This is a genomic window from Sphingomonas sp. ATCC 31555, assembly GCF_000282895.1.
Classification (GTDB): Bacteria; Pseudomonadota; Alphaproteobacteria; order Sphingomonadales; family Sphingomonadaceae; genus Sphingomonas.
On the sequence record NZ_ALBQ01000061.1, the window covers coordinates 1 to 14,998 of the forward strand.

Below are 14,998 nucleotides of genomic sequence, written 5' to 3' on the forward strand. Positions count from 1 at the left end.
GGACATGCCGCTTTCCCTCAGACGGCCTTGGTCGGACGCTTACGACTCAGCAGATAAGGAAGAAGGAACCGGGAGGACATGCGGCGTAGGCGCCTGCGCGGAGCCGACGCCTAAGCGCGGCACCCAACCGCAATTTCCCCTAGTTTTGGCGACCGTTAACCACGGTTATTAACCAGTTATCCGATCGGCAGATTGCTCGCCGCAACGCACCGAACGGGACCTCTGATATACGAGAAACCGATCTTGGCGAGGTGATTTGCCCAGCTTCGCCACACCTGGAGAAACTGCAGTGATTGCAACACTCGCCATGCTGTCCGCCATTACCGTAAACACGAAGGCCCAGCTTGATGCAGCCATAGCTAACGCACGCGGCGGAGAAGTGATTCGCCTCCAGCGGGCGAACTACGATACGGTGGTGATCCGGGACCGGACGTTCTCGTCCCCGATCGTGATCCAGAGCGCCTATCCAAACGCCCCTGCCATGTTCAAAAATCTGCGGGTGAGGAACGTTCGCAACGTGACGTTCAACAATATCGAGTTCACCCGCATTCGCGGCACTGATCCGGACTGGGCCAAGATGGTCGACGTCAATGGTGGAGCAAACATCACGTTCAACGGCGGCTTCGTTCATGGTCCGGCCAACGGGATGTGGCAAGATGACATGTACGGCATCCACGTGCGGAACGTTACCAATCTGCGCGTCAGCGGCATAACCTTCCACGATCTGCGCGTAGCGCTGGTTGTTGAGGACAGCACCAACTTCACGATCGAGAACAACGTGTTCAGCCACCTTAGCCGCGACGCGATGGAGATCCCTGGAACGCGAAACGGACGCATCCACAACAACTCTATGTCTATGTTCACTCTAAAGCCCGGTGATCATCCCGACGGCATTCAATGCTGGACCGCTGGCAAGACAACTGGCTGCAAGAATATCCAGATCACGATGAACCGCCTCATCGCATCTCCTGGGAACGAATTCCAAGGGATCTTCTTTGGTGACGAGGCCAAGGTCGGCGGGTATGACAACTTGCAGATCATCGGAAACACATTCGTTAACGTGATGTGGCACGGCATCAACATCGAAGGTCCGGGGACTGGCGTGGTGATACGCAACAACTCGCTCTCGGCAGGCCCGAACTATCGCCCCTGGATCCGGACCGTGGGACCGGCTACGCTCTCTGGCAACATCGCACCGATGTACATAATCGCCGGCAAGCAAGAAACGCCGCCCGGTAACAAGGTTGGCGGCCAATACAAGGCGCAGTGAATGGGCTGTGAAACGGTCGCCCGCTCTGGTCGACCGTTTCAGCTTTCAATAGGTAGCTCACGCAAGCCAGCGCCTCACGCTATCCCATCCCGTCGGCAAGCCGGTGCACTAGCGACTTAAATTGCCGTCCCGATCGCCTCCGCCGGAGGCCGCTGCCGAGAAGCAGTTGCTTTTCGGCAGCCCGCCGTCACCGCGACCGAACAATTAGCTCGGTCACCTTCGCCGGCGCTTTCGCCCCAATCGTCCAGGTCGTGCCAACGTCCTCGACATCGAATCGGCCGAACACCTCCCGCGCGCCGGGCGTGGCGTTGATCGACAGTACGAACCCACCGGCGATTCCCGCAAGCTGTTCAGCCAGCTGCTCGAAGTCCGCGCGGCTGAACACGCCATCGCCATAGTCCCGCTCGCAACCCCAATAAGGCGGATCGAGGTAGAAGAGGGTTTCCGGGCTGTCGTAGCGACGGATAACGTTTGCGTAAGGCAGGCGCTCGATCGTCACGCACGATAGTCGGTCGTGGATCTCCGCGAGCGCCGGCTCCAGCTTGTTGACGTCGAAGCCGGCCGCGGTCGATCGGGACACGCCGAAGTTGCGCCCGTTGACCTTGCCGCCGAACGCCGTCCGCTGAAGGTAGAGGAAGCGAGCGGCGCGCTCGAGGTCCGTCATGCTGTCCGGGGAGGCCGCCACCAGCCGTTCGAACTCGGCCCGGCTGGTTAGCTGCCAGCGCAGCATGTCCATCAGCGGCACGTAGTGGCGTTGCAGGATTCGGAACAGATTCGCGACGTCGGTCGAAATGTCGTTGATCACCTCGGCCTGGGCGCGGAAGGGGCGCCGGAGGAACACACCGCCCATGCCGACGAATGGCTCGACATAGGTCCGGTGGGGAATGGTGGCGATCAACGCCACTAGGCGGGCGGCGAGATTGCGCTTGCCGCCAATATAGGGCGCGGCCGGAGACGCCGGACGCGCGACGAGTAGATTCGACTCCATGATGTTTTTCACTCAGTGGGGCCCCGCCCGGTGCACGGGCGCGGGGCGTTAGCGGCTAGGCCAGCCGCGCGTGACGGGGGTCTGGCTGATGCCCGTCGGTCTCCCGGCCTCTACCGGGAACCCCCGCACGGCCAATGAGGCCGGTGCGGTGGTGTCTCATTACGTCAGAAGCGTTCCTGGAGCGCCAGGCGCCTACCTCGGCGGCATAATCTATGTTGGAACATTAGAAGAACAATCTATATTCCTCGCGGCCCGACCGCTCGGAGGAAGATCGAGAATGTACCCGCCGCCAGATGTGATCCGCCAACGGGTAGCCGAGCAGTGTGCGGTGGCGGGCATATCGCTCGCAGAGGCGTCCCGCATCCTTGGCCGACGGGATGGGTATGTTGCGCGGTTCGTCCGCGACGCAGTGCCCTACGAACTCGCCGTGGCCGATCGCGACAAGCTGGCACGCTTCTTCGGCGTGACTGGTCCATATCTCGCCGCCCCGCCCCGCCCCGACGATCGTCGCGCCTTCGCCGAGCGCCGCCGCCTCCGGCCAAAGTATGGGACAGTGCTGCGACGGGCGACGTGAGGCTATCCGCCAACCCGACCCTCGATAGGCTTGCCATGGCGCTGACCGAGAACGGCGCGAGGACGGCAATCCGCATCATCTTCCAGATGAGCACCGACGAAGAGCTGGTCGCGGCCTGGCAGCGCACCGGCGGCGAGGCGGGCGATCCGCTCGCCGATCTGCTGGCCGCCGAGATGGAGCGGCGCCAGGTGGCGTTTTAAGGGCCCGGCGGCCGAGCGCTTCCTGCCTTACTGGCCTTCCGGCTCCGCCTGCGAATTCCAACGATGCAGGATCGCCGATAGAAAGCTGACGTCCGGCGCGGCGCGATGGTCGCGTAGATCCTTTGCCCAGCGCTTCACCAGTACATCGACCGTATCGAGCGCCATCCGGGTGTGCTTCGGCGTCACGATATTCGTGTCATTCTCAAGAATCGCGGCGACACACAGCGCCAGGGAGTCCAGGACGTCGTCGGCGCGCACCTGCCGGTCGGGCGTTAGCTGGGTGAGGTAGTGCATCAGCGTCGGCAGCAGCGAGGAAGCGATCTCGATCTTCTCCTCGGCGCTGACCTGAAGATCGGGGTGTCTGCTCTCCGCCAATATTACTCTCCGGCTGATCGGGCTCCGTCTGCATACATATGAGCCGGGCGCACGGAGCCAGCAAGGCTGGCGCTTCGAACCCTCTCGGTGCTAGCCCATGCCCATGTGCAACCGAGCCCGATTCCGCGGCGAGCCCGAGACGCTGTTCGGCGCGACCTCCAAGCTGTTCAGCGAGCGCCCGCGCGACAACCGGTTCGCGCCGGCCGAACTGCGGCCAAAGTCTCGCAACTATGTCATCCGCGAGCAGGACGGCGAGCGAGCATGGGACGTGATGAGCTGGGACGTTCTCGGCGGCCAGGCGTCATGGCCGATGACGAACGTGCGAAACCTGAAGCTGCCGCAATGGAAGCGCTTGGCGGAGAAGCCGGAGAACCGCTGCATCGTCCCCCTGACTGAATTCGCCGAGTTCACACCGGAGAAACACGACCTGGGAGACGGGAAGCCGCCGCTGAAGGGCGAGATGTGGTTCAGCGTGGTCGATCAGCCGATCTTTGCCGTGGCGGGCTTCTGGCAAATGACAGCCGCCGGCGCCGGGTTCACGATGGTGACCTGCGATGCCAACGAACTGGTCGTGCCGATCCATCCCAAGGCCATGATCACAATCCTGGCCCCATCCGATGTCGATCTCTGGCTTCGCGGCAGCTATGACGACATCGTTGATCTGCAGCGGCCATATGACGCTGAAAAGATGGCGGTGCGCGGACCGGTATTCCCTACCCGAGCAGGCACCGCAGCAGTAAATTAAGCCTCTGCGCATGCGAGGGGCCTGCCGACCTCGTTTCGACGGTCACTCCCCTGCCGACCGCAATCGAAGGCGGCAACCTCTGGCGAAGTCGCTACCGCCCAGCCGCCTCAATTTGCGCCCAGCCCCGCGTCCGGCACCGCCTACACCGCAGCCTGTCTCGAAACTGCTTCTCCGTCACCGCGCCAGTCGCCGCGGCATACAGATCCTCCGTCCGCATGATGACCGAGTGTCCGCAGATGCCGGCGCCGCGTGGGCACTGGCAGACGATGCGGACACGCGGCGCATATCGGACGTGCTGGTCGAGGGGAATCGAGGGGCGATCGGCGCGGCGCATACCCGGAACATTATAGGAACATCAATCAGAGTCGATGGGATGCAGATCAGTCTCGATGGTGGTATCGTTAAGAAATGGGCATCTACAGAATCACCGGCACAAATCCGTGGCGCGGCTCCCGGCAGCTGAGTAGCTTTGCTACCATTGACTGCAGCTTCGAGCCCACTGGAGAACGTGACAGACCTCATCAAATGTCAGAACTGTAGATATCGGATTGACCAAAATTAAATATAACCGTCCTTATAGAGGAATATTGGTTAATGAACGCGATAATTGCAATCACCATCTTGTTATCAATCGTCATTTTCAGTGTTGTATGGGCAAGCAAACTTGATATGGATCCGGATTAAACGAGCTCGGAATTGATCAAAGGACTTTGTATCGCCGGTGGCTTCGCCGCGCCTCGGCAGAACAGACGCACGGTGCTGTCGCACAAGTTGTAAGCGGGAAGAAGGATATGGCTGGCAGCAGTGAAAAATCAGCCGCCATCTGGCTTGGCGTAGCAGCGTTTTGGCTGATGATTATCGCGCTCTTTATTGTGACGGATATTGTAGGCACTACACGCGCGGGAGCGGAGGGTGAAGCCTACAACGTAGTTCGCTGAAATAGGTCGTGCCGAGGCCGCACACGAAATAGATCGCCGCAGCGTCGAAGCTACACTCGACCTAATCTAGCCTTTAGCGCGGACGAGACTTTCAAAGCCGCCGAAACCTGATCTTACCCTATAGGTGTCACACCGACGTATCAGCGCGTGAAGTGAGGCGAGCCGGTCAAGCGCTCGCACTTCGGTTGCTCCTGCCATGGCCTATCACGAGGCCAAACCGGCCCAACGCGTCGGCGGGGCAAGCTCAAGACCTTCTTCGGGGCAACGAGCAAGCTGCTCACCGATCGCCCGCACGACATTCGGACCGCGAGGAAATCTTTGCCGGCGCCTTGCACCAATGGCTCGCGCGTCGCTGCGGCGCGTCAATCAATACTGCACCGCAACAAAAAAACACAAATTACGCTCCACAAATCTCCTAGGAGGGTTTCGTTCCGCGCTTCGCCGCATTTCCGGGAGGTCAGAGTCGTGATCACAGCCCTAGCCATGCTAACAACGGTAACGGTAAGCACTCCGGCACAGCTTGACGCCGCCATAGGACGAGCTCGTGCAGGCGATGTGATCCGGCTGCAGCGAGCCAACTACGGAAAGGTTGGGATCCGCGATCGCGCGTTTTCATCGCCTGTGCTGATCAAGAGTGCGTACCCGTCGGCTCCCGCAAAGATCAGCGAACTGAAGATGCGTGATGTAAGCAACATAACGTTCGAGGACATTGAGTTCACCCGCATCCGAGGGACTGATCCTGACTGGGCGAAAATGGTCGAAATCAATGGTGCATCGAACATCACGTTCAATCGCGGCTTCGTACATGGTCCCGTCAACGCGCTTTGGCAGGACGACATGTATGGCATGTACCTACGCAACATCACCAATTTGCGTGTCAACGGCGTGACTTTCCACGATCTTCGCGTCGCGCTTGTGGTGGAGGATACCTCCAATTTCAACATTGAGAACAACGTATTCACTCATCTGAGTCGAGACGCAATTGAGATTCCGGGTTCGCGTCACGGCCGCATCTACAACAACTCGATGGCCTTATTCACACTTAAGCCGGGTGATCACCCCGACGGGATCCAGTGCTGGACCGCCGGGAAGACGAAGGGATGCAACAACATCCAGATCGTCATGAACCGCTTCATCGGATCGCCCGGCAACGAATTCCAAGGCATCTTCTTCGGCGACGAAGCGAAGGTGGGCGGCTACGACGCTCTGCAAATCGTTGGCAACACGTTCGTGAACGTGATGTGGCACGGCATCAATATTGAGGGTCATGGGACCGGCATCGCGATCCGCAACAATACCATCACCGCGGGCCCCAACTATCGTTCCTGGATCAGGACGATCGGCCCGGCGGCTGTTTCGGGCAACATTGCCCCAGCGTACCTGATTGAGAACAGGCACGGAACACCTGCCGGCAATCAGCTGGGCGGGCACTACCGGGCGCCGTAGCCCCCAGAAGTGGCTGGAGATCGCCGCCTGACCGGTCAGGCGGCGATCTACCGGCGGCCGCCATGCTGCTTCTCTCGGCCGGGAAGCTCGGCGAGCACCGCGCGCTGCGCGCGCGGGCTCATGTCGCTCCAGCCGGCAATCTCTGCCGGCTTCCGCCAGCAGCCCAGGCATAACCGGATCTCCATGTCGAGGCGGCACACCTTACGACACGGCGACTCCGGCGGCGCGGGGAAAAGACTGCCGAACAACCCCATCAGCGCTTGAAGTTCAGGCCGGTCTTGCGGGCAAATTTGGCAAGGCTGTTGATTACCGGCGTCGGCGCATAATCACGGATTACCCCCTTCACACGGTGCAGGGGCGTGCGCTTGTCATGCTCGGATACCGCCTTCCAGCGCACGAAGTTCGAATAGCCCAGGCCCTCCGTGTCCTCCTCGGCGCTGTAGTAATAGAGGGCGAGCGAGTTGCGCCGGACATTCTCCGGCGTCTTTAGCGGGAAGGGTTGCCCGTGCCACGACTTGCCGGAAACGCGGAAGATCGCCAGCCGGTTGAACTTGGGCACGATGCTGGAGACGCATCTGGTCGCGTCCTCGTCCCACAGCTCCAGATTGCCGCCCCATTCTTCCTGCCAGTCGGGCGTACAGTAATAGATGCAGTTGACCTGCTGGCTGAGCCTCTTGTTCGGATGCCGCGACGCATCGATGTGCAACATCAGGCGCCCGCCGGAACCCGTCGAATGCAAGCCGCAGCCATAATGATTTGGATCCGGAAGCAGAAACTTGTTGCCGGTCAGCCGATCCAGGAAGTTGCAGAAGATGCCAGACTGAAACTGCATCATCATCAGCCGGACCAGGGGCGGAAACATCTCTTCGTCGGAGGTCGTGACCTTTTCGACGCGGCGGTCGCCGCTATGCGCGCTGTCCCCCGGCCCTTCCAGTCGCCAGTTGATATCGTCGAGGCCGGGAAAGGCAGAAGCAAGCCGCTTCGCGACATCGTCCGGCAGGAAATTGTCGATTGCGACATGCTCGTAGGGCTCGGCGTTCACGAAGCGATCGTGATACTCTTCCGCCAACGCATAAAGGCGTTCGCGGTTGAAGAAGAAGAAGTCCGATGTGTCCGTCTTGATCGCCATAAGGTCCCCCTGAGTTTCCTCAGACCTATTGAGCCTAAGCGATTCGGTAAACAGAATTTAACAGCAACACCGCTTCGTTCTCAACGAGACTGAGCGACCGCGATTGCCTTCGGTGCACACCCCATCACACACGTTCAGCACGGTGACCCCGTCTGCGGGCGATGGCGTCTTCCAACCGCCTGCGAACGTGCTTGCCGCGCTCCTGAAAGGGGAGTTCGACATATTTGTAGCTGACGCTGGCTGCCATGAAAACAGTAGCGATATAGATTGGCGTCATCACAAGGGATGCGAGCGACCAATCCGGGATCATCTTCCAAACGCTAATCAAGGCTACGATCACTGTCGTGTGAAGGAGATAAATTGAGTAGCTGATCCTCCCGATCGAGGCCAAGAACGACCCACCGAATAGCTGAAACCTTATGCACGCTAGAAAGATGCCTACACCTGCGAAGTAGCCCGCGTTCGAAGCGATATAACCTAACTGTTCGTTCGACGCTCGCCAGTAGGCCAGAAAATATGCAGCTAGAACTCCTCCGGTGAGCGTTGCCAAGGACACATGGAAGAAGCTGCGCGACACACGACCATCCCCGCTCATGTACATGCGAGCCAGTGTCCCAAAATGCATCGCGGCCAAATAGGTTGGTATGCCAACGGGCAGACCGCTCGCTGGGTGCAGCCATCGCCAAGCGCCCAACGCCGACGCGGCACCGATGAAGCAAACCATCATTGCGTAATGAAACAGTGGCCGGCTCAGTAGGGACGCGACGAACATCGCATAGCAGATGCCGTAAAAAAGCCATTCGATCACGAGCGTCCAATCCACGCCTATGATCGATTTAGTCCCAAGAAACATGTGCAGCATCGTGAGGTTCAAGAGGAACCTCGGCAACGTGATAGGGTCGCTCCCGGTAGCGATTCCGACGATCGCGCCAGCCGTCACTGCTGCCCAAAAGGCCGGATACAGCCGAAAGATTCGACTGATCGGGAACGACACCAGCGGGTTGGATCCCTTAAAGCTGAAGGGGATTACATAGCCGCTGATGCAGAAAAACGCCACGACCGCCATTCTGCCAGGGCTAAAATACTCGCCTAGCAGTGCGTGTGAAATCGCTTGCACGGCAGGGGGGACCTGCTGGCGTGATATCGCCTCGAACCAGTGTGCAAACATGACCATGATCGCTGCGACGGCTCGCAGGCCGTCAATCTCTTGCACTCGATCTGTCTTAACCATCTATGCCCCCCCCGCTTGACGCCGGACCTATATCAAGGGCGAAATCTCAGCGATAGCGGAGGAATTTGCCAAGCTTACGAAAAACTGATCTTCAGTTTCGCACTCGGGAAGGCCGTCGTGCGCTTGAACCTCCAGGCTACTAGGCTAGTCGGTAGAAAGCGTGGTAACGTGTCGACAAAAGGGGGATCAACATGGAAGCACCGCTGACGGTTTTTCAGGAGGTTCTGATTTGCGTCATCGCATTTGTAGCAGTGGCGCGGTTGAATCTTTGGAACCGCGAACAGCTTGAGACGTCATCCGGTCACATCTGCGGAGATCGGCATGCTGGCAATCCGGAGCATTGCGGGAAGTGCCAGAACCACGAGGTGATCTAGCTGACATTTCTACATCATGAGGGCCAGACCGAGCGGAGGCCGTGCTGCGGTGTATCTCCCCCGGTCACAAACACCCGCATCCCTTCGGCCGCTTGGTGCAGACGATCGGGCAGATAATAGTTCGTGTTGAGCGTATCAGGCCCCGTTGCGAACACAGTCTGGCCGCCGACAGTCATAAGCGGGACATCCAGATTTCGGAGTTTGCCTTCGTAGGTCTGCCCTGGCCCAGCATTGTTGTCGGTGAGCAAGTTATATCCAGCAACCTGGCTGCGCTGCAGCGCCCGGTAGCCGGTCCATCCGTTGCCGCCGTTGATGTACCGTTCGTTATTGTTATGAATTTCGACGATCAGCACCACCTCCCAGCCGAGCGTCAGGTAGCTGTTCGCGCTGGCGTTATGGATCAGCGAGTTCACGTTCTGGTAGATCGTCAGCGGGTTATCCGCTGTCGCAATCACCGCCGACTGCGACAGGTCGTTATGACCGACCATCAAGGCCAGCAGATTCCGGCCGCCGGGAATAAGGCACTGGAACCCAGAGGTTGCGCCGCCGATGTCTAGGCGTCCACGCAACGGGCCGTTTGGGGCGTAGATCGTAGTGGACCCCCCGACCGCATAGTTGATGACGCGAACGTCTTTAGGCAGCGCGTATGGCGAGCCCGGATCGGTCATCCACATGCCCGGATTCTCGGCGGGGAGCGTCGGCAGCACTGAGCAAATTCGGCTGTCTCCCTCTAGCGCAAACTGCCCTTTGATCTCCGGGATCCGGTATGCCTCCGAGAGGGCGCGCATCACCAGGTCGAATTCATCATCTCGGAGCGGACGGCTGTAGACGATCAGCTCAATGATATCGCCGGTGTACCAGTCTCCATTTGCCACGTTCTGCGCACCGACCGTGCTCGAGCTGGTGGTGGTCGCAGAGTTGCGCCCAACCTCTAACCCGGCGGCGGAGGCGGCATTCTGATTGGCGACATTGAGTGACTTCTGGTTTACCGCGCACCGCTGGCCCGCAGTGTTCGATGCGGCCGTGCCGGGTGTGCCGATCGCGCCGTTTCTCCAGCCAGCGACTTGCATCTGGCAGCCGAGGGCAAGGTATGGCTTGACCACGGTGTCGGACGACGTGCCGGCGCGCCCCACATAGGGAGCCGCACCGTTCACCCCTGCGGTGGTGTAGGCGAGCTTGCCGCCGCCCGTTGTGGAGCGCTTGCCGGCCGAGACGATCGTCTTGTTATTGGCTCGCGTGTTGTGATCACGGATGATCGCGATGACCGTGGAGGCGAGCGGTCCGAGCGTGGGAGTATCCGCGCTCAAGAAGCTGTCTTGGTTGAACCGGAACGCCTTCAGCCCATTCGGATAGGTGGTTAGCCGCGGCCCTAAGCCGGTCGCCTCGTCACCTAGTGGGTAGCCGTTGCCAGTCAGGTCGCTGACAGCGTTGATCCGCCCTCCCGAAACCGAAACAGTCGAGAAATTCGCGTTCCAGCGCGCGAGCAACCCGTCTGTGACCGGCAGCGCGATATTCGGTGCTACAGGGATGGCGAGCGCTGCCGCCCCCATTGTTGCGCGCATAATCGTCGCGGCCAAGGACATGTTGAGGGTGCTGAGGCGCATTGCCTTCTCCGTTCAAGAATGATGAGCGCTGAGTGGGCGAGCAGCGGAAGCGCTATTCGCCGGGCCGCGGGATCAGGTAGCCGCTGGGCGATGTGAGGCCCTTGTTGACGGTGAAAATCACGCCGGGGCCGAGCAGCCGGCGCAGCATGTAGATCACGCGATAGATCACAGCCTCCGCGCTCTCCGGCTCGCGATCTGGGTTCGGCCAGAGTGCGTGCAGAATGCTCGGAAGCGTCACCGTCTGCCCCCGGCTGGCGAGAAGCAGGCTCAAAATGTCCGCCTCCTGGACGCTGAGCTGCACCACGCGCCCGTCGACCTCGCACTGGTTCCGATGGTACATCGGCCACGTCATGCGAATGTCAGCGGTTGCCGGCGGCACGGCGCAGGTTCCAGAGAGCGCGGAGCCCGGTCACGCTGCCCTTGGTATGGTCGATCACCAGCCACAGGCCGTGTCCTGAGATGAGGGTCGAACCCCAGGGCAGCGGCGTCGCGATGAAGCCCGGGAAGCCAGGAAGGTCGCGTGAGGGCGTCGCGGTCGACGCCGTCACTTGCCCGGCTCCGCCGCCTCGGCGTGGTGGTTCGCCGCTACTTCGGGCCACCAGGCTTGCCAGCCGAGAAGCTTGACGGTGTTGCGCTCGGCTTCCGCGAGGAGGGTAAGAACTTCGTCACACGCGGCGGCGAAGTGAGCTCGGCAGGTGGCGTCGGGATCATCGGCGACTGGCGACCCTCGGCCACGATCTTGATCGGCTCGGGCCGCGGAGAGCTCGCGCATGCGCTGAGCAGCGAGAGCGCGAGAAGCATCCAGCTCAGCCTGGACGCGATCGAGTTTCGCGAGAACATCGGACGATACCTCCTGATTGGTGCGCGCGTTGGCACGCTCGACGGTGATGACGTGGGCCTGATCCTTGGCCTTCGCGTCCGTGCTGGCCTTCTGCGCGTCGCTGACGGCGGCGCCAAGGATCCGGATCTGTGCGAGAGCTGCCTTGGTGGAGAGGGTGACCGGGTTGCCGGCCTTGTCGCGCACATCCGCCGCGGTGGAGGTGGTCGAGCGGAAGGCATCGACCTTGTGCGAGAGGTCGCCGATCACGGCGAGTGCGATTGCCAGCGCCAGGGCGAGCCCCAGCACGACATACTTCAGCGGGTTCATGATTCATCGTCTCCGGAGGAAGGCGTTCGGGTCGCGCCGATGCGGGGCGAGGATCTCCGGGCAGGCCTCGTAGGCGTGGTCCCGACCGCCGCAGTATGTGCAGCGGAGATGCAGCCTCCGAGAGGAACCCGACCAGGTGTGCGGGCAAAGCGGCTTTTGATGGTCGCCCGAGCCGCAGTAGGTACACGTCATGCCGCGCGGGCCGCTCGGCGGCGCGCATATGCGGCGGCGAGGCGCTCGTCGTATCGGTTCTCGCGAAATGCCGTGCCGTTGTACCCCTTCGCGAACGCCGCCCAATCGTGCCGGCGGAGCGCGGCCGCGAGACCCTTGCCCTCGACGAAGCGGAGGAAGGCAGCGAGTTGGTCGGCCTCGGTCTGCGATTGTTGCCAGGCGAACGCCCAGGGTGTGACAGCGCCGCAGATGGCGTGGTTTTCGCCCAGGATCTGGAAGCCGCCATAGCTGGCCGAGGCGAAGCCCGCGTCGACGTCAAGGGCGACGGCATCGAGCAGTTGGCCCCAGCGCCCCACCTGGCGCGCGGGGTAGAGCTTGCGGTTCCAATTCCGCGACGAAATCGCCGGGTGCGAGGCATCGTACCGATGGCCCGTTGCGCGGCTGAACCGGTGCGGCTCGAACAAGATGGTCGGGCGGCCGTCCGTGAACGCCGCCCCGCTCGCCTCCACATCCCATACTGCCCAGATCGCAGCCGGATCGACGCGCAGCTGATCGGCCGCGTCCTCGATATCGTCAGCCCCCAGCTTGTAATCTGGGCCGTCGGTGAGCGCAGAGAGAATGGCAGCTCTGTCGGCAGCGCCGAACGGCGCGCCCTCGGCCGACGGCTGGTAGCCAAGCGCCACCAGCCGCCGCCGCAGCGTCGTCATGTCCATGGATCATCTCCGCTAGGGAAGGCCCGCCCGCTGATCGGCGCGGGCAGGAGTGGTTATTCGGCCTCGCCCGGGCTCTTGCCGAATGCAGCGCGCAGCATGGCGATGGCGCGGTTGCCGAAGAACTCGATCGCCAGCATGCCGGAGAAGCCGAGGCCGATGCCCCACATCACGGCCATACCCGCGCCGATCGGGCGCCCGGCGCCGACGATCGGGAACTCGCCGGTGACGATCAGGAAAAGGATGATGAGGAGGAGCGCGGTCAGCGCCACTTCCTGGTTGAAGGTCAGCTTCCGAAGTGGTGGCGGCGCGATGAACCGCGCGAGCACCAAGCCGATCACCGACAGAACGAGTGCGACGATCGGGATATCGATTCCGAAGGCCGTGATGATGGCCGGACCAAAGGTCGGCGCGGCGACCGCCGCACCTGCCAGCTTCACCGCAAGCCCGCCGCTTTGTACAAGGTCACCCCCACCGCTATGCACAGCACTGCTCCTGTTATCTTGAGCTTGTCCCGAACCATCCCCCAGGTCGGGCGCACTGGAATCACCGCAGGATCCAGCCCAAGCCGATGCTCGATCGACTTCTCGGCTCGGATCGCCAGGAACATGGACATCAGGAAGGGACCGATCGTGGCGGCATCGCAGACGCGGTCGAGTTGGAAGATCCACCACATCGCGTTGTCCGAGGCTTCGCCCCAGGCGAGCAGCAGCAGGACGTCGGGGCCGGCGCCGAGGATGATCGTCGACAGCAGCCCGCAATAGATCATCCGGTGCAGGCTGAGCAGCGTGATGCCGTGCTCTGGCGGCGGTAGCGCAGGATTTCTGATCGCCGCGTTGATCTCGCGCTCGCGTGTGCGCTCAAGGAGCACCGCAATCACATAGGCCAACGCGATCGAGGTAATCAGCGCCAGGCTGAACAAAGCGAAGCCGTAGCTCAACGGATTGTCGTTGAACGACGGCGGGAAGCGCGACGGGGTCATGCGGACGCTACGACGTCGGTCGCCTCAGCTTCCGGGGTTGCCGGCGTCGGAGCAACAGGCTCCACCCAGTTCGCGACCTGGACGCCCATGCTTGTCATTCCTTGGTAGATCGCCTCAAGGCTGACCCCGAAAAAGCTATCATTCTTGGGTCCGTCGCTGCGAATTGCCGACAGCTGCTGGTGGATGGCGATGAAGTGGTCACTGTTCACCAAGGGTAGCAACGCCAAATAGAGCTGGTGGCGCGCGAGAGCCGCCTCGTAGGCCTTCTGGCGCTCATATGCCGCGAGTTGCTCGCGCATCACGGCTGCTTGTTCGTCGGTGATCACGGTCGGCATGGCACTGATCCTCAATAAAATTGGACGCCGACCGGCAGACCGGTCACGTCGACGATGAAGAGCTTCAGGGGCAGGATGTAATCGGGCGGCTGGGTAGGATCGGGCGTTGGTCCGATCGTCACATCGTCAAAGCTGATCTGCTGGGTGCCGACGGTTGCACCGCCGTTTGCAAGGTAGCCACCGTAGATCTTGCCGTCGTTGTTCCAGGTGTACTGCGCATCGCCTTCCCCTGGGGCTCCGGGATCCACGATCACGGGGCCGCCGCTGTTCTCGATCAGCGGCCCGGCGATGCGATGCCCCGCCCACGCACCCTGGCACCACGCAAGCTGCCGGCCGGGGAAGTTGGCCGCCACGCTTCCGACGTCCTCCGTCTCCAGGACCTGGAGCACTCGCATCACGCGCTGAGAGGTCGAGAACACGATCTCTCCCGTCTGCTTCAACACCTCGATGCCGAAGTTCGTCGGGGGATAGGTGTTGCTGCGCTCGAACAGGTAGTAGTTGAAGGGCGTTCCAACCGGCGCTGTCGTCCCGTACCGCCTGGTGCTGGCGGCGCCGTAGACGCCGGCAATCGCCGCCGCGTGACCGCCGCCTCCGCTGAGCGCGATCAGCGCGTTGGGATAGGTCTGCGATCCCGGCACCGCGAAACTGGTCGGGCACGTGTTGCCGACCTGGAAGTTCTCGACGAACGTCGTGCCGCTCAGGCGCAGCACGTAGATCAGCATCTCGCTGGAGATCTGGAGCTTACCGCTGGGCTCAAAGGTTTCAAAGCCGACTGCCAT

Annotated in this window: 21 protein-coding genes; 7 read left to right on the forward strand and 14 right to left on the reverse strand. The window is 61.5% G+C overall.

Going from position 1 to position 14,998, the window contains the following annotated elements; all coding sequences use genetic code 11:
• The first annotated feature begins 307 nt into the window (after window positions 1-307).
• Window positions 308-1,270, forward strand: coding sequence for a right-handed parallel beta-helix repeat-containing protein (locus B215_RS0118840; protein ID WP_019371203.1), 963 nt, complete (start codon window positions 308-310; stop codon window positions 1,268-1,270).
• A 187-nt stretch (window positions 1,271-1,457) separates the two neighbouring features.
• Here the strand turns inward: B215_RS0118840 and B215_RS0118845 are convergent, their stop codons facing one another.
• Complete coding sequence (locus tag B215_RS0118845) at window positions 1,458-2,258, reverse strand: DNA adenine methylase (protein WP_019371204.1); 801 nt, start codon at window positions 2,256-2,258, stop codon at window positions 1,458-1,460.
• Between the two features lie 277 nt (window positions 2,259-2,535).
• Here B215_RS0118845 and B215_RS0118850 point away from each other — a divergent pair, with 277 nt between their 5' ends.
• Both B215_RS0118850 and B215_RS21470 read left to right on the forward strand, forming a co-directional pair.
• The gene (locus B215_RS0118850) at window positions 2,536-2,832 is read left to right on the forward strand and encodes a hypothetical protein (RefSeq protein WP_050990224.1); all 297 of its coding nucleotides are present in this window, start codon (window positions 2,536-2,538) and stop codon (window positions 2,830-2,832) included.
• Between the two features lie 35 nt (window positions 2,833-2,867).
• Window positions 2,868-3,032: a hypothetical protein gene (locus B215_RS21470; RefSeq protein ID WP_019371206.1), complete on the forward strand. Its 165-nt coding sequence runs from the start codon at window positions 2,868-2,870 to the stop codon at window positions 3,030-3,032.
• A gap of 27 nt (window positions 3,033-3,059) precedes the next feature.
• On the opposite strand, the gene B215_RS0118860 is transcribed toward B215_RS21470, so the two are convergent.
• On the reverse strand, window positions 3,060-3,407 hold the full coding sequence (locus B215_RS0118860) for a hypothetical protein (protein WP_019371207.1): 348 nt from the start codon (window positions 3,405-3,407) through the stop codon (window positions 3,060-3,062).
• A 103-nt stretch (window positions 3,408-3,510) separates the two neighbouring features.
• Here B215_RS0118860 and B215_RS0118865 point away from each other — a divergent pair, with 103 nt between their 5' ends.
• From B215_RS0118865 to B215_RS0118875, 3 genes are all read left to right on the forward strand, one after another.
• Window positions 3,511-4,152 (forward strand): SOS response-associated peptidase family protein, encoded by a 642-nt coding sequence (locus B215_RS0118865; protein WP_019371208.1) that lies wholly within the window; start codon window positions 3,511-3,513, stop codon window positions 4,150-4,152.
• Window positions 4,153-4,943: 791 nt separating this feature from the next.
• Window positions 4,944-5,090 (forward strand): hypothetical protein, encoded by a 147-nt coding sequence (locus B215_RS21475; RefSeq protein ID WP_156804374.1) that lies wholly within the window; start codon window positions 4,944-4,946, stop codon window positions 5,088-5,090.
• Window positions 5,091-5,645: 555 nt separating this feature from the next.
• The gene (locus tag B215_RS0118875) at window positions 5,646-6,536 is read left to right on the forward strand and encodes a right-handed parallel beta-helix repeat-containing protein (RefSeq protein ID WP_019371210.1); all 891 of its coding nucleotides are present in this window, start codon (window positions 5,646-5,648) and stop codon (window positions 6,534-6,536) included.
• 47 nt (window positions 6,537-6,583) lie between these two features.
• On the opposite strand, the gene B215_RS0118880 is transcribed toward B215_RS0118875, so the two are convergent.
• The 3 genes from B215_RS0118880 to B215_RS20740 all read right to left on the reverse strand — a co-directional run bounded on the left by B215_RS0118880 (window position 6,584) and on the right by B215_RS20740 (window position 8,896).
• Window positions 6,584-6,790, reverse strand: a complete 207-nt coding sequence (locus B215_RS0118880) for a DUF1289 domain-containing protein (protein WP_019371211.1) — start codon at window positions 6,788-6,790, stop codon at window positions 6,584-6,586.
• Complete coding sequence (locus tag B215_RS20470; RefSeq protein ID WP_019371212.1) at window positions 6,790-7,665, reverse strand: 2OG-Fe(II) oxygenase; 876 nt, start codon at window positions 7,663-7,665, stop codon at window positions 6,790-6,792. The genes B215_RS0118880 and B215_RS20470 overlap by 1 nt, the downstream gene beginning before the upstream one ends.
• 124 nt (window positions 7,666-7,789) lie before the next feature.
• Window positions 7,790-8,896, reverse strand: coding sequence for an acyltransferase family protein (locus B215_RS20740; protein WP_019371213.1), 1,107 nt, complete (start codon window positions 8,894-8,896; stop codon window positions 7,790-7,792).
• Between the two features lie 191 nt (window positions 8,897-9,087).
• Here B215_RS20740 and B215_RS21480 point away from each other — a divergent pair, with 191 nt between their 5' ends.
• Complete coding sequence (locus tag B215_RS21480; RefSeq protein ID WP_152997704.1) at window positions 9,088-9,270, forward strand: hypothetical protein; 183 nt, start codon at window positions 9,088-9,090, stop codon at window positions 9,268-9,270.
• 14 nt (window positions 9,271-9,284) lie between these two features.
• Here the strand turns inward: B215_RS21480 and B215_RS0118895 are convergent, their stop codons facing one another.
• The 9 genes from B215_RS0118895 to B215_RS0118945 form a co-directional block, all read right to left on the reverse strand.
• Entirely contained in the window at window positions 9,285-10,874 is a 1,590-nt protein-coding gene (locus B215_RS0118895; protein WP_236704377.1) for a hypothetical protein, read from the reverse strand.
• Window positions 10,875-10,926: 52 nt separating this feature from the next.
• On the reverse strand, window positions 10,927-11,214 hold the full coding sequence (locus tag B215_RS20480; RefSeq protein WP_019371216.1) for a winged helix-turn-helix domain-containing protein: 288 nt from the start codon (window positions 11,212-11,214) through the stop codon (window positions 10,927-10,929).
• A 19-nt stretch (window positions 11,215-11,233) separates the two neighbouring features.
• The gene (locus B215_RS0118910) at window positions 11,234-11,422 is read right to left on the reverse strand and encodes a hypothetical protein (protein ID WP_019371217.1); all 189 of its coding nucleotides are present in this window, start codon (window positions 11,420-11,422) and stop codon (window positions 11,234-11,236) included.
• Window positions 11,419-12,021 (reverse strand): hypothetical protein, encoded by a 603-nt coding sequence (locus tag B215_RS0118915; protein ID WP_019371218.1) that lies wholly within the window; start codon window positions 12,019-12,021, stop codon window positions 11,419-11,421. Before B215_RS0118915 ends, B215_RS0118910 begins: the two co-directional genes overlap by 4 nt.
• A 188-nt stretch (window positions 12,022-12,209) precedes the next feature.
• Window positions 12,210-12,905 carry an N-acetylmuramidase family protein gene (locus tag B215_RS0118925; RefSeq protein ID WP_019371219.1) on the reverse strand — a complete coding sequence of 232 codons (696 nt, stop codon included), beginning with the start codon at window positions 12,903-12,905 and terminating at the stop codon, window positions 12,210-12,212.
• Window positions 12,906-12,958: 53 nt separating this feature from the next.
• Window positions 12,959-13,342: a hypothetical protein gene (locus tag B215_RS0118930; RefSeq protein WP_019371220.1), complete on the reverse strand. Its 384-nt coding sequence runs from the start codon at window positions 13,340-13,342 to the stop codon at window positions 12,959-12,961.
• On the reverse strand, window positions 13,339-13,884 hold the full coding sequence (locus B215_RS0118935; RefSeq protein ID WP_019371221.1) for a hypothetical protein: 546 nt from the start codon (window positions 13,882-13,884) through the stop codon (window positions 13,339-13,341). The genes B215_RS0118930 and B215_RS0118935 overlap by 4 nt, the downstream gene beginning before the upstream one ends.
• Window positions 13,881-14,219, reverse strand: a complete 339-nt coding sequence (locus B215_RS0118940) for a hypothetical protein (protein ID WP_026009417.1) — start codon at window positions 14,217-14,219, stop codon at window positions 13,881-13,883. The genes B215_RS0118935 and B215_RS0118940 overlap by 4 nt, the downstream gene beginning before the upstream one ends.
• A gap of 11 nt (window positions 14,220-14,230) precedes the next feature.
• A complete protein-coding gene (locus B215_RS0118945; RefSeq protein ID WP_019371223.1) occupies window positions 14,231-14,998 on the reverse strand; it encodes a hypothetical protein in 768 nt (255 codons plus the stop codon).